This window comes from Streptomyces beihaiensis, assembly GCF_026274175.1.
In the GTDB taxonomy this organism is placed as follows: domain Bacteria; phylum Actinomycetota; class Actinomycetes; order Streptomycetales; family Streptomycetaceae; genus Streptomyces; species Streptomyces beihaiensis.
Map to the genome: position 1 here is coordinate 1 of NZ_JAPHNL010000002.1, position 22890 is coordinate 22890.

Below are 22890 nucleotides of genomic sequence, written 5' to 3' on the forward strand. Positions count from 1 at the left end.
CCCCCGCCCGCCACCGTCCGCCCCGCCGTCCTCCACGGTGTCCCGCGCGGCCCGGTGCAGCAGCCACACCGGCGCCGCGACCAGCAGCAACGGCACCACGGCCATGGGCGCGGGCACCCCGGACAACGTGTCGGTCCTGACCAGCCCCGCCCCGTGCGCGAGCAGCCACAGCGCCGCGGCGACGTGCAGCGCGCCGCCGGGGCCGCTGTCCGGGTACGGCGAGCTGATCCACAGCACCGTCACCAACACCGCACACGCACCGAGCCCGAGCCCCGCCGCCACCGCCCCGGCGAACACGCCCGCCAGCACGCCCCGCGCGGCCCCGGGGGAGCGCCGGGCCACCCGCCCCGGCGCCCGCCCCCGTCCACGCACCCGCCCACGCACCCGGGTCGACAACAAGGGCAACGACGGTCCACGGCCGGTCATAGGAGTCACCCGTCCATGCTCCCAACGACACGCGCTTTCCCGTCGCAACAGGCAAAGTACCGATGTGTCGCTCAAGATACGGTTATGTACTTTTTCTCGCGAAAGGGCGTGGGGAGTTCACGATGACGCAGAGCCCTGCCACCCCGCTGCCGACGCCGAAGGAGCGCCGCAGGCTCCGCGAGGCGAAGTCCCTGACGCAGGATCAGGTCGCGGCCAGATTGGGCGTCACACGCGAAACGGTCCGCTCCTGGGAGACCGGACGTACGGCTCCCCGAGGCCGCAAGAGACAGGCGTACGCGAAACTCCTGGCCGAACCGGCCTGCGAACGGGCGGAACGGACCGAGCAGTCCGCCGCCCCGGCCGGCCCCACCGAGCGGGCCCCCCAACCGGCCCGTACCGCACGATCGGCCGCCAGGCCCTCTCACCCGACCGGCCCAACGAGCCCGCCCAACCCGGGCAACGCCAAGAAGCCGCGCAAACGCGCGCACCCGGCACCGGTCACCGGGAACGCCGCACCACCCTCGTCCCCCGCACCCGCACCCGCACCCGCTTCCAGATCCACGCCGAGCTCCAGATCCAAATCCAGCTCCGGCTCTGGCTCCACGCCCACGCCCGCCCTCACCCCGGCCCAGGCTTTCGACGCGCTCTACACGCGCACCGCCCCGTACCTCGTCCGCCAGACCTATCTGCTCACCGGCCGCCGCACCCTCGCCCGCGAGTCCGTCGAGCGCGCCTTCCAGCAGGCATGGCAGCGCTGGCCCGAGGTCGCGGTCGACCCGGACCCGGCGGGCTGGGTACGCGCGGCGGCGCACGAGTACGCGATGTCGCCCTGGCACCGGCTGCGCCCCGGCAACCGGCACCCGGAGGCGCCGCCCGCCGCCCCGGAGGACCGCAGGCTGCTCGACGCCCTGCTCAGCCTGCCGCCCGCCTACCGGCGCACACTGCTGCTGTACGACGGCGTCGGTCTCGACCTGCCGGAGACCGCCGCCGAGACCGAGGCCAGCACTCCGGCCACCGCCAACCGGATCATGCACGCGCGCAAGGCCGTCGCCGAACACCTGCCGGACCTGTCGGCCCCGGAGGTGCTGCACCGGCGCCTGGCCGAGCTGGCGGGCTCGGAGAAGCTCGACGCGCCGGGCTCGGCACACGTGCGCAGCGGCGGCGAGCGCCGAACCCGCCTGTGGACCCGGACGGCCGTCGCCGCGACCGCGCTCATCGTCGGCGCGACCGCGCTGACGATCCGGGTGGCGCCGACGCACTACGAGCCGACCCCCGCGCCCGGTACCCCCATCACCGGGGTGCCGCCGCTGACCGGTCCCGGCCCGCTGACGAAAGGGCGGCGGCACCTGCGCGACCAGCTCAGGCACCAGCTGAGCGGCGGCCCGGAGCGGCTTGCGCCCACGGCCGAGTAGCCACCGCGCCCCGTACGTGAGTGGGCCCGCACCGTCGCCGGTGCGGGCCCACTCACATGTCGTACGCCGAAACGCCGAAACGCCGTAAAGCCGTAAAGCCGTAAAGCCGTAAAGCCGTAACAGCGTCGAGACGTCGAGACGACGTCAGCTCAGCAGCTCACGCGCCAGCTTCGCCGTCTCGGTCGGGGTCTTGCCGACCTTGACGCCCGCGGCCTCCAGGGCCTCCTTCTTCGCCTGGGCGGTGCCCGACGAACCGGAGACGATGGCGCCCGCGTGGCCCATGGTCTTGCCCTCGGGGGCGGTGAAGCCCGCGACGTAACCGACGACGGGCTTGGTGACGTTGGCCTTGATGAAGTCGGCCGCGCGCTCCTCGGCGTCGCCGCCGATCTCGCCGATCATGACGATCAGGTCGGTGTCGGGGTCGGCCTCGAACGCCGCGAGGGCGTCGATGTGCGTGGTGCCGATGACCGGGTCGCCACCGATGCCGACGGCGGACGAGAAGCCGATGTCACGGAGCTCGTACATCATCTGGTACGTCAGCGTGCCGGACTTCGAGACCAGGCCGATGCGGCCGGGCTTGGTGATGTCGCCGGGGATGATGCCCGCGTTCGACTGGCCGGGGGTGATCAGGCCGGGGCAGTTCGGGCCGATGATCCGGGTCTTGTCGCCCTTCGACTTCGCGTACGCGTAGAACGCGGCGGAGTCGTGGACGGCGATGCCCTCGGTGATGACGACGGCGAGGGGGATCTCGGCGTCGATGGCCTCGACGACGGCGGCCTTGGAGAAGGCCGGCGGGACGAAGAGGACGGAGACGTTGGCGCCCGTCTTCTCCATCGCCTCGGCGACGGTGCCGAAGACCGGGATCTCCGTGCCGTCGAAGTCGACCGACGTGCCCGCCTTGCGCGGGTTGACACCGCCGACGATGTTGGTGCCGTCACCGAGCATCAGCTTGGTGTGCTTCATGCCCGTGGCACCGGTCATGCCCTGGACGATGACCTTGGAGTCCTTGTTGAGGAAGATAGCCATGGCTGTGGTGTTCCCTCGTCCCTTACTTGGCCGCGGCCAGCTCGGCGGCCTTGTCGGCCGCGCCGTCCATGGTGTCCACGCGCTGCACGAGCGGGTGGTTGGCGTCGGAGAGGATCTTGCGACCCAGCTCGGCGTTGTTGCCGTCGAGACGGACGACGAGCGGCTTCTCGACCTTCTCGCCCTTCGACTCGAGCAGGGCCAGGGCCTGGACGATGCCGTTGGCGACCTCGTCGCAGGCGGTGATGCCACCGAAGACGTTGACGAAGACCGACTTGACGTCGGAGTCGCCGAGGATGATCTCCAGGCCGTTCGCCATCACCTGGGCGGAGGCGCCGCCACCGATGTCGAGGAAGTTGGCGGGCTTCACACCGCCGTGCTTCTCACCGGCGTACGCGACGACGTCCAGGGTCGACATGACCAGACCGGCGCCGTTGCCGATGATGCCGACCTCGCCGTCCAGCTTGACGTAGTTGAGGTCCTTCTCCTTGGCCGCGGCCTCGAGCGGGTCGGCCGCGGCCTTGTCCTGAAGGGCCTCGTGGTCGGGGTGGCGGAAGTCGGCGTTGTCGTCGAGCGACACCTTGCCGTCGAGGGCGATGATGTCGCCGGAGGCGACCTTGGCGAGGGGGTTGACCTCGACGAGGAGGGCGTCCTCCTCGATGAAGGTCTTCCAGAGCGTGACGAGCACGTCGGCGACCTTGTCGGCGACGTCGGCCGGGAACTTCGCGGCGGCCGCGATCTCCAGGGCCTTCGCCTTGTCCACACCGACGTTGGCGTCGATGGGCGTCTTGGCGACGGCCTCCGGACGGGTGGCCGCCACCTCCTCGATCTCCACGCCGCCCTCGACGGAGGCGATGGAGAGGAAGGTGCGGTTGGTGCGGTCCAGGAGGAAGGAGACGTAGTACTCCTCGACGATCTCCGGAGCCGTCTCGGCCATCATCACCTTGTGGACCGTGTGGCCCTTGATGTCCATGCCGAGGATGTTGGTGGCGTGCTCGACGGCCTCGTCGGGCGACGCGGCGAGCTTGACACCGCCGGCCTTGCCGCGGCCGCCGACCTTCACCTGCGCCTTGACGACGGACTTGCCGCCCAGGCGCTCGGTCGCCTCGCGGGCCGCCTCAGGCGTGTCGATGACTTCACCGGCCAGCACCGGTACACCGTGCTTGGCGAAGAGGTCCCTCGCCTGGTACTCGAACAGGTCCACGCGCGTCCGTCCCTATCAGTGATCTCGCGGTTCGTTGTCTGCGTGGGCGTGCCGCGATGGGCAACGTGACTCCGCTGTCACAAGGGAGGCGTACGAGGCGTACACAGTGGCCGAGTACGCGGCATGTCCGTATCGCAGGTTATCGCCGCGCGGCGACGCCTTCTAAATCGCAGATCACACCACGGCGGTGATACCGGTCACAGAGTGCCCTGTTTGTCGGTCTTGGAGCGTGAGCGGTGCCCTCACGGTGTCCGCTCCTCACGGTTTGCCGGTCCTCACGGTGCCCGGTGGGGTGCCGTGCGCACGGTGGCGCCCGACACCCCACCGGATCACCGTCGGTTCATCGACGGGTCAGCGACGGGTCACGGGATCTGTTTGTACAGAGCCGAGACCTGGTCGCCCGTGAGGGTGTAGTTCCAGGCTTGTACGTCACTGATCTTGCCGGGGAGGTAGTCCGTACCGCTTCCGGCCCATTTGGCGCGTCCGACGGTGAAGGGCCCGGTGGCCGACCAGGGGGTGACGCCGGTGACGGTGGCGGCGAGGGTGCCGTTGACGTAGAGGCGGCCGGTGTCGGTGGTGGCGTCGAAGGTGCCTACGAGGTGGGTCCAGGTGTTGGCCGTGGCGCCGGAGGCGTAGGCGATCTTGTTGGTGGGCGCGACGGTGTCGGTGTCGGGGAAGTGCAGCGACCAGCCGGGGTTGCCGGTGTGGACGGTGTCGTACTTGAGGAGGAAGGCGCTGTCCTCCGTGCCGTCCTGGGCCGCGACGGTGGCGTTGTGGGTGGGCAGGGAGTCGAGGTCGACCCAGGCGGAGACCGAGTAGCTTCCGGTGGTGTCGAGGACCTGGCCCCCGGTGGTGGCGTTGCCCGTGCTTCCGTCGAAGCCGAGTACTTCGCCGTGGGCGGAGTCGTTGGTCCAGGTGGTGGTTCCGTTCAGAGTGAGGGGGCTGGCGCCCACGGAGTAGTCGTTGACGGAGTGCGGGGTGTCGGTGGGAGCGCTGTCCGCCGCGGTGGTGGCGCCGTAGCCGTCGTCCAGGCGCCAGGTGTCGTGCGGTGAGAGGATCGCGCTGGTCTCGGCGCCGTAGCCGGCGTCGGTGAGGTTGACGTGGTCGCCGGTGTCGGCGGCGGCGCTGAGCTTGTTCTCGCCGTTGGCCGTGTCCGTGACACCCAGGGCGGTGTCGAAGTCGGCGTAGTAGACGGCGGGGGTGCCCCAGGGGTTGCCGAGGTTCATGCCGCCGAGCCAGGCGTTGACGTTGTCGCGGTATCCGTCGATCGTGCTGGTGCACGGGTCGTCGGGGCTGCTGCCGCCGCCTGCGTAGCCGTCGCAGGGGGTGAGTGCGGCGAGGGTGGTGGAGATGCCCCATGCCTGGAGTTGCTGGACGAGGGCGGTGTAGCCGTTGGCCTCGAGATCGTCGTCGATGGCGCCGTGCAGCAGGTCCTCCAGTCCTTCGTCGACCACGACGCTGGTGATGCCGGGCTGGTCGAGGATGTCCCGGTCGATACGGGACAGGGCGGAGGGACCTCCGATGCGGCCGCCGGCGCTGTTCGTCTGCGCGTAGTCCGTCATCAGCTCGTTGGACTCGATGCCGGCTGCGATGGTGCCGTACGGGCTGGACGTGGTGGGTTCGGCGGCGGCGAGCATGTCGGACAGGCGCCGTCCGTTGGTGACGGGCTTGGTGTTGGGCTGGAACGGGTCGATGAGTCCGTCGCCCAGGACCGCCTTGGTGGGGGTCCCGGCGGAGGTGACGTCGAGGTTGGTGACGAGGTCGGTGAACCAGCCGGAGTACTGGCCGCTGAACGGGCTGCCGGTGGTGTCGGTGGTCTGGTCCCCGCCGCCGATGGCCGTCAGGTACTGGTAGGCGTTGTTGGCGAAGGAGTGCTGGACCAGGTAGGGGACCGAGTTGGACAGGTGGAAGGAGACCAGCTGGTAGTGGCCTGCGGTGACGTCGAAGGTGAGCGGGTCACTGTAGACGGAGCCGCCGGCGGGGATGGTGACGGACTGGGATCCGGCGAAGGTGAGGCTGGTCGGGGTGGCCGCGGGTATGGAGGAGGGGGAGCCCGATCCGGAGTCCGGGGCGATGGTGACGTGTCCGATGGACAGTTTGCTCTCACCCAGGGCGTTGTCCAGCTTGACGCGGACGGTGCTGCCGGAGATCGAGGGCTTCATCGCGATGCGGAAGGTCTGGTCGGAGAAGTTACTGCCCTGGAAGTTGTACTCGCCCTCGTTCGGGTTGGCCCAGGTGCCGGTCCAGTTCGCTCCGGAGGCGGTGGCGGCGGTGGTGCCGTCGGCCTTCGGTGTGTGGTGGGTGGTGTCGCGGGTGGCCATGCCGAAGATGTGCATCGCCTGGGTCTGGTAGCCGATGTGGTTGCTGACGTCGGGCAGGGTCACCGAGGCGATGGTCTTGCTCGGGTCGAGCGGAACCGAGAAGGCGTACATACGGCGCGCGTACGCCTTCTGCCCTGAGGTCTTGTTCTCGTGAGGGAAGACCATCGCGGCGATGGAGTACAGGTTGTCGCTCCACCCGGGCACGGTCAGGTGGGGCCTGGTGGTGGTGCCGTCGGTGTAGGTGATGGTGACGGTCGGCACGCAGGGGCCCACCGGGGTGGTGCCGGAGAAGCAGTAGGAGCCGCTGACCCAGTTGCCGGCGGGCACGTACGGCGCGGTGGCGTCACCGGCGATGGCGCCGGGGGAGGTGAGATGAGACCAGGTGGAGGTGGTCAGGAACTCCAGGGCCGAGCCCGAGCCGGAGAAGGCGACGGTCTGGTTGGCGGCGAGCACGTTGTCCTTCTGGCCCGAGCCGAAGGCGGGCAGCGTGAACGTCGCCCCGTTCACGGTGAGTTTGCCGCCGCTGGTCCAGCCCGCGTTGTTCAGGTCGGTGGCGGAGAAGCTGTTGCCGCTGCCGTCCAGGTCCGCCTGGGCGGGGTTGGAGTCGGTGCTGATGCCGGTGTTGTCGAAGCAGGCCGCCAGGCTGGAACAGGTGGTGTTGGGGATGTCGGCGGCCAGGAAGGGGTAGCCGGTGGTGCCGGAGTCGTCGCCGGCCGCGTCGACCGCGTAGACCCACAGGGTGTGCGGGCCGGGAGAGTACGGCGTGATGGTGATCTTCGCCGCGTCGGAGGAGGCGGTGACGGTCTGGGAGGCGGACGGGTTGCTGGTGGCGGGCGGGACGTCGATGGAGTAGACGAATTTGGTGGCGCTGGCCCCGGAGGCGACCGACACGTCGAAGGTGCCGGCGGTGCCCGCCGCGGCGCCTACTGCGCCGCCCTGGTCGGTGTTGGGGTAGAGGCTGTTCTCGGAGGTGACCTGCGGCGCGTTCGGCGCGGTGGGCTCCGCCGTGAAGTGGCAGGTGACCGAGTAGGAGCTGGTGTACTGCCCGTCGGTGGTCTTCACCCGCCAGTCCACCACCTGGCCGTCGGTGAGCGCGCTGGTGAAGCTGGACGGCAGACTGTAGGAAGCGTAGGAGCCGCTGGAGAGGTTGTCGCCGCTCAGTCCGGTGTGCGTCGTGGACGAGCCGTCGATCCAGTACTCGAAGGTGGCCCGCTGCTTGTCGCCGTCCTTGTCGGAGACCTTCGCCTTCAGCACCGGCGGGGTGGCGGCGATGGTCTTGCCCATGTACGGGTAGGGGCTGCTGGTGTCGCAGGCCGCGTCGTCCGAACCGGAGACCGCCGACATCGACGACTGCGCGGGGGTGTACGGGGTGAAGTCGTAGTAGACCTGAAGGCTCGGGTTGTGCGAGAACCGCGAGAAGCCGTTGCCGTCATGGTTCGACTCGGCGCCGTCCTCGCTGAGGGTGACGGTGAAGGTCGACGCGTGCCCGGACGCCTCCTTGGAGATCGGTGTGTACACCGAGAGTCCGTGACTGACGTTGCCGTTGTTCGGGCAGTACGTCGGGTTGTACGAGCGGCCGAAACCGGCCGAGGTGGAGTAGCTGTTGTAGCCGGGCCGGTTGTTCCAGTCGGTGCCCGAGCCCATGCCCTTGGACCAGTGCAGATTGACCGTGTACGTGCCCGAGCAGGCCGCCGAGTAGACCTCGGTGGCCTCCACGGTGGCACTGTGGATGTGCGAACCCCAGATCGTGGACGAGAGCTTCCACTGGTAGATCGCGTGCTGGCGTCCGTAGCAGCCGCCCCAGCTGTTGTAGCCGACGCCGAGGCGGCCGTAGTCGCCGTGCGAGGTGGTCTCGTTGTAGAACGAGGTGCTGGGGCAGCCCTGCTTCACCTCGTCGAAGGCGGGCGCGGACGGGGAGTACGGATGCCAGTTGAACGTCGGGTCGACGTAGACCGGGTAGACCGTCGACGGGTCCTTCAGCATCCTGGTATCGGGCCTGAGCGACAGCGTGGACGCGGACACCGCCGTGGCGACCGGCGCGATGCGGGCCACCATGCCCGGCTGCCCGGCATCGGAGCGGTCGGGGGCCACCTTGACAGCTGTGGCCTGCCTCGACCCGGCAGGAGAGGACGCGGACGCTGACTTCGGCGCCGGCTTCGATGCCGACCGGGCCTTGTGCAGCGTCGTGTTGGAGTCCCACATCAGCGGCGCGGCGGCGTCAAGAATCTGCTTCCCCTGACGGTTCGTCACGGCAAGTGATCCGTCACCGGCACGGTGCAGGCGTCCGCCGCTCACCTTGGTCGTGAGGTTCAGCTCACCCAGGGCCGGATCGTGCGCGGCGGCAGCGGACTTGACGACCAGGGTGTCCCGGAATCCGCCGCTCGCTGTCGCCGACACCACCAGGTCCACCGACGGCAGCACGGACTTGTACGTCGCCGTCGCGCCGTGCACCGCGGGCGCGGGCAGCTTGCCCGGCCAGTCGACCGTCATCGTGGTGGAGCCGGAACGGGTGGTCACCAGCGGCCCGGTGCCGCCACCGGAGAGCGTCACCGTGCCGTACGCGGTGGCCGCGGGAGTCAGGCGCCCGCTGGATTCCCGATGGAGCGTCAGGTCGATCTTGGTCCAGTGGCCGTGCTGCTCGGTGCGCACCGGATGGGGATTGGCGGTCAGTTCGAACCCGCCGCCCGGTGCGGCGGTGACCTGCTGAAGGGGTGTGGTGAGCGCGTCGACGACGACCGGGGAGCCCTTCTTGGCCGCCTGGGCGGCGGCAGTACTCATCGCCTTGAGCTGGGCGGCCGACGGGCCGTAGCCGTCCGGGAGCTGAGGCGCGTCGGCCGAGGCCGCCCGGCCCTTGGCCTGAGGCGCGGACTGTCCCGTGGAGTAGTGCGTGCCGTCGTGGCCGGACTGTGGTGCGACGGCCTGTGCGGCGGGCAGTCCTGCCGTGCCCGCCAGGAGTGTGAGGGCGGCGGTGACGAGTCTTCGCCGCCGCAGGACGCCGCGCGGTCTACGGCGTATGTCGAGGTTCACCATTTGCGCGAGATCTCCATATCCGGCCGGGCCGAAACCAGGTCAGCGCCTTTGGCCCGCACCAGCCAAGCCCCGCCCCGTCATGGTTGATTGACGGAAGGATTACCTAAACGCATCTATGCGTCAAAGGTAAAGAGTCCCCCGAAGTACCTGCCCAGTTCACCCCTTTGAGCCTGATCCGCGCCATGCCTTGGCATGGTGGCCCACCCCTGGGAGCGGTCCGAACACGGCGCTTTTCGGACCGAGTTGGGCGTCGAACGGTTTGCCCGACCGAATTTCCGCATATGCGGATGTGGCTGTTTTATGACCGAAAAAACACAGCCATGTTGAAGGTTTGTGAAGGGGGGTGGCAGGCAAAGATCCCGCTCGGACTTGGCGATCACCAGAAAGTGAGAGTGTCGTGTCGGATGGCAGACCCGGGCGCGGTACCGCGCGCCGAATATGGAACCGGACGAAACGCGGCGCCCTGCCACGGGTACTGGTCGTGCTCGCCCTGTCCGCGACGAGCCTCAGCGCGGGCATCGAGGCGGCCTCGGCCGTAACCCACCGGCATCCCCCGAAGACGGCGCACGCCAAGCCGGTCTCGGTCTCCCCCGTCACTTCCCACTACCACCGGCTGAAACCGCCGCCCACCCATCGTCTGCCCAAGACCCGGTGGCCCAGCGGCAGCGCCACGGTCACCCTGCCGGCCTCTGCCACGACGGCCTCGGTCCGCGCCGGAAAACTGCCGGTCTGGCTCGCCGACGCGCCGGGCAAGCAGGCGGGCGCCAACAAGCGTTCTGCCGACGGCACGGCCACCACCGCCGATGCCACGACGACGGTCCGGATTCTTCCGCAGAGCGCGGCCAACGCGGTCGGCGTCCACGGCGTTCTGGTCGAGCTCGCTCCGGGCAGACACACCGGCCCGATGCGAATGACCTTGAGCTACAAGGCGTTTGAGGGAGCCTTCGGTGCTGACTGGTCGGGTCGCCTGGGCCTGAGCCTGCTGCCCGCCTGCGCGCTGACCACCCCCGACCGGGGGGCCTGCCGCGTCCACACGCCCCTGGCCACCAGGAACAACGCGCGCACCGACCGGCTCACCGCCACCCTCCCCGCCGCGAAGACGTCGAAGTCGGCATCGACCACGGACTCGCGGAGCACCAGCACCAGCACCAGCACCAGCACCGGTGCCACCTCCAGCAGCACCATGCAGCCGATGCTGCTCGCGGCGGCCAGCACCACGTCGTCCTCCGGCAGCGGTGGCGGCGACTTCGACAGGACCAGCCTGAGCCCGTCCGGAAAGTGGCAGGCCGGCGGCAGCTCGGACTCGTTCACCTGGTCGTACCCGATCAACACCCCCGCCGTTCCCGGCGGACTCGGCCCGAACCTCTCCTTCGGCTACGACTCGCAGTCGGTGGACGGACTGACGTCCTCGACGAACAACCAGGCGTCCGTGGTGGGTGACGGATTCAGCCTGGGCCAGAGCTTCATCGAGCGCGCTTACCAGTCCTGCCGCCAGAACCCGTCCGGGACCACCAAGACCTGGGACAACTGCTGGTCCGCGAAGAACCAGATCACCCTGTCCCTGAACGGCAAGTCCAGCACCCTGATCAAGGACGACACCACCGGTGCCTGGCACCCGCTGGCCGACGGCAACGAGAAGGTGGAGCACCTCACCGGCGCGACCAACGGCGCCCACAACGGCGAGTACTGGCGGGTCACCACCGACGACGGCACCCAGTACACCTTCGGCCTCGACCGGCTGCCCGGCTACGCCGGCGGGGACGCCACCACCGACTCGGTACTGACCGAACCGGTCTACGCGACCACCTCCGGGCAGCCCTGCTACAACACGACGTTCGCCAACTCCTGGTGCCAGCAGGCATACCGCTGGAACCTCGACTACGTCACCGACACCCACGGCGACACCGTCTCCTACTTCTACACCCGGCACACCGCCTACTACGCCCGCGACCTGGGCACCACCGCCAACACCCCCTACACCCGCGACGCCACACTGGCCAAGATCGAGTACGGGCAGCGGGCAGGCTCGGTGTACTCCACCAGCCCGGCGGCGCAGGTGCTGTTCACCTACAACGGCCGCTGCAACACCTCCTCCACCGGCTGCGCCACCTCCACCCTGTCGTCCTCGACGGCCACCGACTGGCCGGACGTGCCCTACGACCTGCACTGCGCGCAGAACGCGTCCTGCTCGGTCAACTCGCCGACGTTCTGGAGCGAGGAGGAGCTGACCGGCATCCAGACCCAGGCGCTGGTCGGCAGCACCGAGGAGGATGTGGACAAGTGGGCGATGACGTACTCGTTCCCTGCCACCGGTGACTCGACGACACCGTCCCTGTGGCTGGACTCGATCACCCGCACGGGCCAGGACACCAGCGCCGGCGGTTCCAGCTCGCCCGTCACCCTGCCACCGGTCACCTTCTCGGGCACGCCGCTGTCCAACCGCGTCAACACCACCGACGGCTACGCCCCGATCACCCGCTACCGGCTCAACAAGATCGAGACCGAGACCGGCGAGCTGATCAATGTCGGCTACTCGTCCCCGGACTGCGCCACCGGCACCCCGTCCGACCCGAGCCAGAACACCAAGCGGTGCTACCCGTCGTACTGGACACCGAGCGGGACGACCTCGCCGATCGAGGACTGGTTCAACAAGTTCATCGTCACCGGCGTGACCGAGCAGGACCCCACCGGCGGCGGCGTCAACGACACCATCACCACCCACTACACGCCGGTCGGCTCCCCGGCCTGGCACTACGACGACAACCCGCTCACCCTGTCGAGCCAGCGCACCTGGAACCAGTGGCGCGGCTACCAGGGCATGAAGGTGACCACCGGCACCTCCCCTGACCCGGTCACCGAGACCGACTACACCTACTTCCGCGGCATGGACGGCGACACCCTGCCCAACAGCGGAACCCGCTCGGTCAGCATCAGCGACTCGCGCGGCGACACCGCGGTGACGGACCTGAACCAGTACGCGGGCGACCTCTACGAGACGATCACCTACAACGGCTCCGGCAGCGGAAAGATCGTCACCGACACCATCACCGACCCGTGGACGTCCACCGCGACCGCCACCCACGCGCTGTCCGGCTCGCTCCCCTCCCAGCAGGCGTTCCACACCGGCGCGAGCAAGGAGCGTGCCTACACTCCGCTGGCCTCCGGCAGCACGCGGGAGAAGGAGACCAAGTACAGCCACGACTCCCGCGGCCGCGTGACCCGGACCGACGACCTGGGCGACCCGACCGTCTCCACCGACGACCTGTGCACCACCACGTCGTACGCCGACAACACCAGCGCCTGGATCCTGGACACGGCCGACGAGACCCTGACGGTCTCGCAGAAGTGCTCGGTCACACCCACGTTCCCCGGCGACGCCGTCTCCGACACGCGCACCTACTTCGACGGTTCCACCACCTTCGGCGCCGCCCCCACCAAGGGGGACACGACGATGGTGAAGCAGGCCGGCTCCTACAGCGGCTCGACGCCCGTGTGGATCACCCAGTCCACCACCACCGTGGACGAGTACGGCCGCGCGAAGACCGCCACCGACGCGGACAACCGCACGACCACCACCGCCTACACGCCCGCCACCGGGGCCGAACCGACCAGCATCCAGGACACCGACCCCCTCGGCCACGCCACCACCACCGCCTACGACGCACGGCGCGAACTGCCGGTGAAGATCACCGACCCGGCGGGCTACGTCACCTCCGGGCAGTACGACGCGCTCGGCCGCACCACCGCGAAATTCGCACCGGGCATCAGCAACGCGGTCGCCGAGTACACCTACTCCCTCTCCAACAGCGCGCCCTCCACGGCCACCACGAAGATCCTCAACAACGACGGGTCCACCTACCGGATCAGCGAGTCGCTCTACGACGCGCTGCTGCGCGAGCGGGAGACGCAGACCGCCACCGAGGACGGCGGCCGGGACGTGACCGACACCGTCTACAACACCGACGGCTGGACGGCCAAGACCACCGGCGCGTACTACACCACCGGCTCCCCGAGCGGAACGCTCGTCCAGGCGCAGGACGGTGACATCCCCTCCGAGACCGGCTACGCCTACGACGGCGCGGGGCGCAAGACCACGGCGACCTCGTACGCCCTGGGCAGCGCGACGTGGCACACCAGCTACATCTACGGCGGCGACTTCACCACCACCGTGCCCCCGGCCGGCGCCACCGCGACCACGACGCTGACCGACGTCCGCGGCCGCACCACCGACCTGTACGAGTACCACAAGGGTGCGGCGGCCGACCCGGTCAACGACCCCGCGTCGGACTACTCCGACACCCACTACACGTACTACCCCAGCGGCAAGCAGGCCACGGTGAAGGACGCCGCCGGCAACACCTGGTCGTGGACGTACGACCTGCTGGGCCGTCAGACCTCCGCCAGCGACCCGGACACCGGCAAGGCCACCAGCACCTACGACAACGCCGGGCAACTGCTGACCCTCACGGACGCCCGCAACAAGCAGACGACCTACACCTACGACAACGACGGCCGCAAGAAGGCCACGTACGACACCACCGGCGGCGCGCTGCCGTCCAGCGGTAACCAGACCGGCGCCTGGACCTACGACACGATCAAGAAGGGCTACCCGACTGCCGACACCGCCTACCAGCACGGCACCAGCAGCCCCTCGGTGACCCACCAGATCCTCGGCTACACCGGCATGGGCAAGGTCGCCGCGAGCAGGGAATCGCTGGCCAACCTGCCCTCCGACGAGGCCGCACTCGCCCCCTCCGGCGGCTACCTCACCTCGTACAGCTACAACATGATCGGCCAGGTCGCCACCCAACAGGACAGCGCCGCCGGCGGGCTGCCCACCGAGACCGTCGCCACCGGCTACGACAACTACGGCCAGCCCACCAGCCTGAACAGCACCGGCACCACCGCCTGGCCCTACGCCGACGCCATCGGCTACGACGAGTACGGCAAGGTCCTCCAGTACACCCTGGGCGGCTCCGGCAACTGGGCCGATCTGACCCTGACCTACGACCCGCAGACCGGCGCCCTCACCGACACCAAGACCACCGACTCCACCAGTACCACCGTCGTCGACGACACCCACTACACCTACGGCGGCGGTTCCGTCTCCAAGGGCTCCGGCCTGGTCACCGCCACCACCGACCAGCAGAACGGCGCCGCGGTCACCGACACCCAGTGCTACACCTACGACTACGCCACCCGGCTGTCCGGCGCCTGGACCGCCACCGACAACTGCGCCGCCACCCCCACCACCGGCGCCAGCTCCACCGTCGGAGGCCCCAACCCCTACTGGACCACCTGGACCTACAACGCCGCCGGTGACCGCCACACCGAGACCGACCACGACACCAGCGGCACCACCACCAACGACGTCACCACCACCTACACCTACCCCGCCCAGGGCTCTGCCACCGACCAGCCCCACACTCTGACCTCCACCCAGCGCTCCGACCAGTCCTGGTCCCACACCTACACCTACGACGCCTCCGGCGACGTCACCGCCATGCCGGGCGGCACCAACGGCAAACACCTGACCTGGGACGACGCCGGGCACCTCGCACAGATCGACGACAACGGCAGCACCACCGGCTACCTGTACGACACCTCAGGCAGCCTCGTCCTGCGCACCGGCCCTTCCCAGGCCACGCTCATCGTCGGTGACGAACAGATCACCGAAGACCTCTCCACCCACGCCCTGTCCGGCACCCGCTACTACAGCGTGGCGGGAGCGACCATCGCCGAACGCTCCAGCAGCGGCCACATCCAGTACCTCATCCCCGACCGCCAGGGAACCGACTCCCTGGCCGTCGACGCCCAGAGCCAGGCCGTCACCCGCCGCCAGTTCACCCCCTTCGGCGCCACCCGCGGCACCGCGCCCACCACCTGGCCGGGCGACATGGGCTACGTCGGCGGAACCAACGACCCCACCACCGGCCTGGAGAACCTCGGCGCCCGCGAATACGACCCCACCACCGGCCGCTTCCTCTCCGCCGACCCCGAGCTGGAGACCAACGACCCCAAGCAGCTCGCCGGGTACGACTACGCCGGCAACGACCCCGTCACCAGCAGCGACCCCACCGGGCTCGAATCCTGCTACCCGCACTACTGCTCCGGCAACAACGGCACCTACGGCGACTACCACTCCGAACAAGACCCGGCATCCGACAACTACAAGGGCTCCAGCCACTACTGCGACACGCACAAGTGCGGCGGAAGCACCGGCCAACACAGCTCCCCCGTGCACACGAAGAAGCATCAGAGCACCGGTGGGTGCGACGCGAGTTGCCAGCAGGCCCTGCGCGCCCTTCTGATGCACAAATGGAAGGACGACTCGAACGAGAAGAACATCCACGCGGCGCTCGCGGCCCAGCTCCGGAACTACGTCCTGGCCGTCGCGGGCAACACGCACCCCTGCCAGGAGGGCGCGTCCGTGGCCTCGGGGACCATGGCCGCCTGTGACCAGCTCGGCGGCAACTCGCCCCAGCTGAGCTGGACGGACCTGCTCAAACTGTGGGCCGGTGGCAAGGGCGCGAACGTTCCGTTCGACGCGGGCAGCCCCCTCACCCAGAAGTTGGCCGGCGACAAACACAACGTGGCCATCCTGCAAGGTCTGATGAAGCAGATCGAGGCCGACGGCTTCAGCACGGACATCAGCGCGCTGGGCAAACAGGACGACTACGTCGACGGCAAGAACCTCGGAGAGAAGATCGTCAACCTTCCCAAGGACCTCACCGGAATGGCGACCAACGGACACCACGGCACCGGGGTCCCCGACGCCTTCACAGGTGGCTACGATGAGGTCTACCAGGTGATCAACGTGTCACCGAAGAAGCGCAGCTTCACTGTGGCCTTCGCGGCCTTCAACGACACCGGGACGGCCTCCCTGACACACCTCTTCCCCGATACCAAACAGGGCTTCGGCGGGGCCAGTGTGTACCAGACGTACTACTGGACCATGGAGGTGGGCTGACGATGGACCCGGAAGGTGCCACCAGGGTGTCCGCGCATCCGGACACGGGCCCCGGCGGTCAGCCTGACCGGTTGTGGCGGTCGGCCCGCTGGGTGCTGCTGGCGGTGCTGCTGCTGTCCTTCACCACCGCGCTGCTGCGTGTCGTGCCGGCCTCCGGGTCGACGGGCAGCCTGGTGACGGACATCAAGGCCGGGCGCACCCACACCGTGTGGACAGACCTCCAGGGCACGGACGTCACGGTCCGCTGGGGTGGCCTGCTCACGGAGCGCAGCTACGTCTACCGGCCCGTCGACCCCACTCAGGATTCGGTCCCCGAATTCATGGCGACCGTCCGCCGGAAGGCGGGCTCGGCCGCGGACCAGGTTCGATTCCGTGACTTCGACGCGACATACGGCGCCGGCGGCCTCGGCCTGCTGCTGCCCGTCGCGTACGTCCTGCTCACCCCCTGGTGGTGGCTGCGGCTGGCAGCGGTGCTCGCCGGACTGGCCGTCCTGGCCCGGATGCTCACCGCGAGCGGGCACCGCCGGGCGAGCGGGCCCGCCTGGGCGTTGGCCGGGCTGGTCACCGGCGTCGGCCTGCTCGGTTACCTGTGGGCCGAACCGGGGGGCACGCCCAAGGGCGGCCCGCCTGGTTCCGCGGCCGGGGCCCCGCGGTGGTGGCGGGCATGGCTTGCCACGCTGATCACCGCTGCCGGTCTCGGGGCGGTGGGGGTTCTCGTCCTCGTAATCGGCGGCCGACTCTGAGCTGAGTCGCCGACCCACGGCGCGACACCTGGTGGGGGCCTCACCGTGCGGGATGCGCACGGTGAGGCCATCCGAAGGAGATCCGTCGCGCTCGAAGGATCTCCGTGGCGGGCGGCCCGCCCCCACGGACCGCCCGCCCACACGCCGACCGGTTCGGCCCGCTCACGCCGACGGATCTCGGCGGGGCGGGCCGGAACGGCGTCGGTCAGAGGCCCGTCGCGGCCTGCCCGGCCTGCCCGTACCGGGGCACGTGGCTGGGCGTGGCGGAGTGGGCCAGAGTATGGGCGCCGGTGACCGCGTGGCCCGCGAGCGGGTGGGCGTCGGTGGTGACGGGGCCGGTCAGCTCCTGCGCGAACGGGGTGACCTCGGCGGCCGTGCCGTGCGCGAACGGCACCGCGTCACCGCTGACGACCGAGTGCGCGTACGGCGTCAGGGCGTCGCTGACGACCGAGTGCGCGTACAGCGTCACGGCGTCGCTGACGACCGAGTGCGCGTACGGCGTCGCGTCACCAGCCACGCCGTACGCCAGGCCGCGCCTGTCGGCGGTGACGCCCTGCGCGACCGGCGGCACCGGGCCCGCGCCGCCCCGCGCGTACACCCCCGGAAGCCCGAACCCCGGCAACGCGGGCGGCTCGAACCCTCGCAGCCACGGCACGCCCCCGGCAACCTTCTGCCCCACGGACTCCACGGCCCGGACGACGGGCGCCACACCCGGCCGCGGCGCGCGCAAGGCGGCGCATGGCGGAAACGGGAAGCACGACGGCAGTCGGGGAAGTCACGGTGCGCCGCTACGTGCACGGTCCGCGGGAGTCAGCGCAAGGCCCTGTTACCGATGGGTTCTCATATCCGCTTTGCCGTTCCTCCCCCCGTATCCGCCATCGCGTCGGGTATCGGCAGCGGCCGCTTCTCGATGGCCGCCGCCATGACCTCGGGAAACAGGTCGGGCGTGCAGGCGAACGCCGGCGCCCCGAGCCCGGCGAGCGCGGCCGCGTGTTCCCGGTCGTAGGCGGGCGCGCCCTCGTCGGAGAGAGCGAGCAGCGTCACGAACTGCACGCCGGACGCTTTCATCGCGGCGACCCTCTTCAGCATCTCGTCGCGTATACCTCCTTCGTACAGGTCGGAGATGAGGACGACGACCGTCTCGGCGGGCCGGGTGATCTGCGACTGGCAGTAAGCGAGCGCCCTGTTGATGTCGGTGCCGCCGCCGAGCTGGGTGCCGAAGAGCACGTCGACCGGGTCGTCCAGCTGGTCGGTCAGGTCCACGACGGCCGTGTCGAAGACGACGAGCCTGGTGGAGATCGACCGCATGGAGGCGAGCACGGCCCCGAACACCGACGCGTACACGACCGACGCGGCCATGGAACCGGACTGGTCAATGCAGAGCACGACCTCCTTCTTCACCGACTGCGACGCCCGCCCGTAGCCGATGAGCCGCTCGGGCACGACCGTGCGGTACTCGGGCAGGTAGTGCTTGAGGTTGGCCGCGATGGTGCGGTTCCAGTCGATGTCGTGGTGGCGCGGCCGGTTGACGCGGGCGCTGCGGTCGAGCGCTCCGGTGAGCGTGGCGCGCGTCCGCGTGGCCAGCTTCTTCTCCAGGTCGTCGACGACCTTGCGGACGACCGCGCGCGCCGTCTCCTTCGTCTCCTCCGGCATCGCCTTGTTGAGGGAGAGCAACGTGCCCACCAGATGCACGTCCGCGTCGACCGCCTCGAGCATCTCTGGTTCGAGCAGCAACGTGGACAGGCCGAGCCGGTCGATCGCGTCGCGCTGCATGACCTGGACGACCGGGGACGGGAAGTAGGTGCGGATGTCCCCGAGCCAGCGCGCCACGGACGGCGCGGAGGCCCCGAGCCCCGCGCTCCGACTGCCGCTGCCTCTGCCACTGCCTCTGCCGCTGCCGCTGCCCGCGGGCTGCTTCGTGCCGCCGCCGTAGAGCGCGGTGAGCGCGCCGTCCATCTCCGCGTCCCGCGCGCTGAGCGTGCATCCCGTGCCGTCGGCTCCGCCCCCACCCAGCACGAGCCGCCACCGCCGTATCCGCTCGGACCCGCGCACATCTTCGCCGCTCACCTCGACACCGCTCCCCTCGGCACCGCTCCCCTCGACACCGCTCAAGACGTCCTGCGCCATCCCGCCACCTCCACAACGTCGTTGTTCCGCCTGAGGCCCGGCAGCCGTTCACCCCGGCACCGGCTCGCCCGCCTCATGCCGCCACCCCGGCCCCGGCCCCGGCCCCGGCCCCGGCCCCGAGCAACATCCGCACTACCGGCACCACGGCGTCCGCGCGGGCCGGGTTGAGCTCCTCCGCGAAGCCGTGCGGTATTCCGGTGAGCGCCGTCGCCGCGCCGGAGGCCGCGGGACCGCGCCGGACCAGTTCGCCGAGCGTGCGCCGCACCCCGGCGTCGTACGCCGAGAACGTGCGCCGCAGCAGCGGTAGTACGTCCGTGAACGCGTCCGGCGACACCTCCATGAGCCACCCGTCCACCAGGGCGAGCAGCCGCTCGTCGTGAACCAGCAGCAGTCCGCCGCCCGAGCCGCCACCCACGAACCCCTCGATCCACGCGGCCGCTTCGGCGGGCGGAGTACCAGGAGACAGGGCGAGCCCCATCAACCGCGCTGTCTCGTCGTCCGCCAGCTCGCCCTCGTCCAGGAGCAGCCGAGCGCACCGCCCCCGCACCTCGCCCGCTGTGCCTTCGCGTACGGCCAACGATCGCAGTACCGTCCGCCAGCGCTCGCGCAGTCCGGTCTCCTCCAGGAGCGCTACCGCCGCGTGCACTGCGTCCACGTGGCCGCGCATCTGCGTGGCCGCGTCCGCGTCGAGGCCCGCGCAGGCCGGCGGAAGCCCGACGAAGACCCGCTCGGCGAGGCCCGCCGCCACCTCGGCGAGTGCACCGGTGTCGGTGCCGCGCACATCCCCGTAGCGCAGCGACCGAACCAGGGCGGGCAGCGCCTGAGCGAGGTGACCGACGTCGGCGTCGAGCGCGGCGCGGTCGGCGAGCACGCGCATCACGGTGGGCAGCGCGTCGGGCAGGCCCGCGAGCAGGCAGCGCTCCGCGAGCGCCGTGACGTCGGTGAGCGCCTCGGCGGCGACGGCGTCGGACTCGGCCCTGGCGGTCGCCGCGCCGAGCACGGTCGTGCCCCACACCCCGGCCTCGGCGACCCGTACCGACAACTCCGGTTCCCAGCGCAGCCGCCATGTCTCGCGGAACGTGCCCGTGGAACCGCGGGCGGAGTCGGCCGGTTCGCCCCAGTGGACGCCGAGCAGCCGCAGCCGGTGCAGCAGTCTGCTGCGAGCGGCGTCGGTGTCGCCCCGGAGGTCGAGGTCCAACTCCTTCTCCAGCGCCGCTGGTTTGAGGCGCAGGGAGCGCTGCGTACGGGACAGATCGCGCTGGAGCGGCACGGCGGGCGCCGCCTCGGGCACCTCTCCCAACACGTCCCCGACCACCAGCCGGTCGTGGATGAGAGCCAACGGGACGTCGGAGCCCTCGCAGAGCACGGCCCGCACCGCGTCGGTCGTCTCGCCGAGCCCGGCGAGCGGCCTGCCGCGTAGCGCCGCGAGGGTGTCGGCGAGCCGCACCGCCTCGATGACGTGCGCGGACGACACGATGCGGCCCTCTTCCCGCAGCAGCCCCGCGACCTTGGTCAGCCACCGCTCCACCGGCCGGTCCGGCACCTCGAACAGATGCCGGTACCAGCCCGGCGACTCGATCCCCGCGCCATAGCCTCCGGCCCTGGCCAGGCGGCGGTGGGTCCATGGCACCCACGTCATGTCGACCTTCGCCTTCGGCAGTCCCTTGAGCAGGGCGCGGTCGGCGGCGACCGTCGTCCTGCGGCGCAGCGCCGGCACGTGCCACGCCCCGCACACGACGGCTACGTCGTCCCCGAACTCGCGGCGCGCCGCCCGCACTTGCAGCCGCATGTACGCCTCACGGACCAGGTCGTGATCGTCCACCGCGTTCCATCCGGTGTCCGGGTCGACGCTGTCCCCTGGACACTCCTGAATCTCGCACGCCTTGTGCGTCTCGCACGCCTTGTGCGCCTCCTGCGTCTCGTGCGCCTGATGTGCCTCGTGTGCCTCGTGTGCCTCGCGCAAGGCGGCCATGGCCTCGCCGAGCGCGGTGAAGGCTTCGCCCTCCCGGTGCTCGACGACGTCCTCCCACCAGCGCTCGGGATCGTCGTACCCGGCAACTTCGGCGAGCGCCCCGATGGGATCCGTCCGACCCGGCCGCGGCGGGCGTGCGCGCATTGCCAAGGTGTGCGCCGCGGGCAGGTCGATGAAGCGGACCGGGACTCCGTGCCGCAGGGCCCAGTCGATGGCCACCCACTCGGGCGAGAACTCGGCGAACGGCCAGAACGCCGACTTCCCCGGCTCGTCCACCACGTGGGCGAGCAGGGCGACAGGCGGCCGCATGTCGTCGTCGGCGGCCAGCTCAACCAGGGCGTCGGCCTCCGGCGGGCCCTCGACCAGCACTGCCGCCGGTCCGGCCGCCTCCAGCGCGCGGCGCACAGCTCGCGCCGAACCGGGCCCGTGGTGACGTACGCCGAGCAGAAGCGGCCCGCTCATGCGCTCACCTCGCGGCAGGCGCGGTAGAAGTCCTTCCACCCGTCGCGTTCGCGCACGACGGCCTCGAGATACTCCTGCCAGACCACCCGGTCCGCGGCCGGGTCGCGGACCACGGCGCCGAGGATGCCCGCGGCGACGTCCGAGGGCCGCAGCATCCCGTCGCCGAAGTGGGTGCTGAGAGCCAGACCGTTGGTGACGACAGAGATCGCCTCGGCCGTGGAGAGGGTGCCGCTGGGCGACTTCACCTTCGTACGTCCGTCGGTCGTGACGCCGTCCCGCAGTTCACGGAAGACGGTGACGACCCGCCGGATCTCGTCGACTCCGTCCGGCACCGCCGGCAACTCCAGCGAACGGCCCACCTGCTCGACCCGGCGCGAGACGATGTCGACCTCCGCCTCGACACTCTCCGGCAGGGGCAGCACGACGGTGTTGAAGCGGCGGCGCAGCGCGCTCGACAGGTCGTTCACGCCACGGTCGCGGTCGTTGGCGGTCGCGATGAGATTGAACCCGCGGACCGCCTGCACCTCCTCCCCCAACTCCGCTATCGGCAGCGTCTTCTCGGACAGGATCGTGATCAGCGTGTCCTGCACGTCGGCCGGGATACGGGTCAGTTCCTCGACCCGCGCCGTCATCCCCTCCGCCATCGCCCGCATGATCGGGCTCGGCACCAGAGCGTTTCGGCTCGGCCCGTGCGCCAGCAGCTGCGCGTAGTTCCACCCGTACCGGATGGCCTCCTCCGGCGTGCCCGCCGTGCCCTGCACGAGCAGCGTGGAGTCCCCGCTGACCGCGGCGGCGAGGTGCTCGGACACCCACGTCTTGGCGGTGCCCGGAACACCCAGCAGCAGTAGCGCCCGGTCCGTGGCGAGCGTCGTCACGGCCACCTCGACGATGCGGCGCGGGCCAACGTATTTCGGCGAGATCACCGTGCCGTCCGGCAGCGTGCCACCGAGCAGATACGTGGCCACGGCCCAGGGCGAGAGCCGCCAGCGGGCCGGGCGCGGCCGGTCGTCCTGCGCGGCCAGCGCGGCCAGTTCGTCCGCGAACGCGTTCTCGGCGTGCGGACGCAGTGCGGCCTGGTCCTCGATGGAAACGGTCATGGCTGTCCCCCTCCGTTTTCGCACAACTCGAACCATCACGACTCGGACGTGACCGCCCGGTCGTTCGATGGGTTCCACCGTGCACCACGCCACTGACAATCGA

The 22890-nt window shown here is 70.2% G+C and carries 11 protein-coding genes; 3 read left to right on the top strand and 8 right to left on the bottom strand.

Translation table 11 applies throughout. The annotated features are described in order from the left end of the window. Nucleotides 1-426: cell division protein PerM (locus tag OFY01_RS00840; protein ID WP_266595276.1), on the bottom strand; the 426-nt coding region annotated here is incomplete at its 3' end. Nucleotides 427-548: 122 nt separating this feature from the next. Between OFY01_RS00840 and OFY01_RS00845 the strand changes: the two genes are divergently transcribed. Continuing rightward, the gene (locus OFY01_RS00845) at nt 549-1838 is read left to right on the top strand and encodes a sigma factor-like helix-turn-helix DNA-binding protein (RefSeq protein WP_266595278.1); all 1290 of its coding nucleotides are present in this window, start codon (nt 549-551) and stop codon (nt 1836-1838) included. Nucleotides 1839-1982: 144 nt separating this feature from the next. On the opposite strand, the gene sucD is transcribed toward OFY01_RS00845, so the two are convergent. From sucD to OFY01_RS00860, 3 genes are all read right to left on the bottom strand, one after another. Then, a complete protein-coding gene (gene sucD / locus OFY01_RS00850; protein WP_266595280.1) occupies nt 1983-2864 on the bottom strand; it encodes a succinate--CoA ligase subunit alpha in 882 nt (293 codons plus the stop codon). 22 nt (nt 2865-2886) lie between these two features. Then, a complete protein-coding gene (sucC, locus tag OFY01_RS00855; RefSeq protein WP_266595282.1) occupies nt 2887-4065 on the bottom strand; it encodes an ADP-forming succinate--CoA ligase subunit beta in 1179 nt (392 codons plus the stop codon). A gap of 362 nt (nt 4066-4427) precedes the next feature. Further along, nucleotides 4428-9416: a LamG-like jellyroll fold domain-containing protein gene (locus OFY01_RS00860; protein ID WP_266595284.1), complete on the bottom strand. Its 4989-nt coding sequence runs from the start codon at nt 9414-9416 to the stop codon at nt 4428-4430. A 397-nt stretch (nt 9417-9813) separates the two neighbouring features. On the opposite strand from OFY01_RS00860, the gene OFY01_RS00865 reads away from it, so the two are divergent. Beyond that, nucleotides 9814-16386, top strand: coding sequence for an RHS repeat domain-containing protein (locus tag OFY01_RS00865; RefSeq protein WP_266595286.1), 6573 nt, complete (start codon nt 9814-9816; stop codon nt 16384-16386). Between the two features lie 26 nt (nt 16387-16412). Continuing rightward, entirely contained in the window at nt 16413-17129 is a 717-nt protein-coding gene (locus OFY01_RS00870) for a hypothetical protein (protein WP_266595288.1), read from the top strand. Nucleotides 17130-17334: 205 nt separating this feature from the next. On the opposite strand, the gene OFY01_RS00875 is transcribed toward OFY01_RS00870, so the two are convergent. The 4 genes from OFY01_RS00875 to OFY01_RS00890 form a co-directional block, all read right to left on the bottom strand. Continuing rightward, complete coding sequence (locus tag OFY01_RS00875; protein WP_266595290.1) at nt 17335-17808, bottom strand: hypothetical protein; 474 nt, start codon at nt 17806-17808, stop codon at nt 17335-17337. A 161-nt stretch (nt 17809-17969) separates the two neighbouring features. Continuing rightward, nucleotides 17970-19256: a vWA domain-containing protein gene (locus OFY01_RS00880; protein ID WP_407700253.1), complete on the bottom strand. Its 1287-nt coding sequence runs from the start codon at nt 19254-19256 to the stop codon at nt 17970-17972. Nucleotides 19257-19329: 73 nt separating this feature from the next. Beyond that, a complete protein-coding gene (locus OFY01_RS00885) occupies nt 19330-21690 on the bottom strand; it encodes a DUF5682 family protein (protein ID WP_266595292.1) in 2361 nt (786 codons plus the stop codon). After that, nucleotides 21687-22787, bottom strand: coding sequence for an ATP-binding protein (locus OFY01_RS00890; protein WP_266595294.1), 1101 nt, complete (start codon nt 22785-22787; stop codon nt 21687-21689). The genes OFY01_RS00885 and OFY01_RS00890 overlap by 4 nt, the downstream gene beginning before the upstream one ends. Nucleotides 22788-22890: the final 103 nt, after the last annotated feature.

Excerpts from the sequence above, each read along its gene's own strand:
- OFY01_RS00845 (WP_266595278.1), top strand. The coding sequence starts at position 549 with ATGACGCAGAGCCCTGCCACCCCGCTGCCGACGCCGAAGGAGCGCCGC.
- OFY01_RS00880 (WP_407700253.1), bottom strand. The coding sequence starts at position 19,256 with ATGGCGCAGGACGTCTTGAGCGGTGTCGAGGGGAGCGGTGCCGAGGGG.
- OFY01_RS00885 (WP_266595292.1), bottom strand. The coding sequence starts at position 21,690 with ATGAGCGGGCCGCTTCTGCTCGGCGTACGTCACCACGGGCCCGGTTCG.
- OFY01_RS00890 (WP_266595294.1), bottom strand. The coding sequence starts at position 22,787 with ATGACCGTTTCCATCGAGGACCAGGCCGCACTGCGTCCGCACGCCGAG.
- OFY01_RS00860 (WP_266595284.1), bottom strand. The coding sequence starts at position 9,416 with ATGGTGAACCTCGACATACGCCGTAGACCGCGCGGCGTCCTGCGGCGG.
- sucD (WP_266595280.1), bottom strand. The coding sequence starts at position 2,864 with ATGGCTATCTTCCTCAACAAGGACTCCAAGGTCATCGTCCAGGGCATG.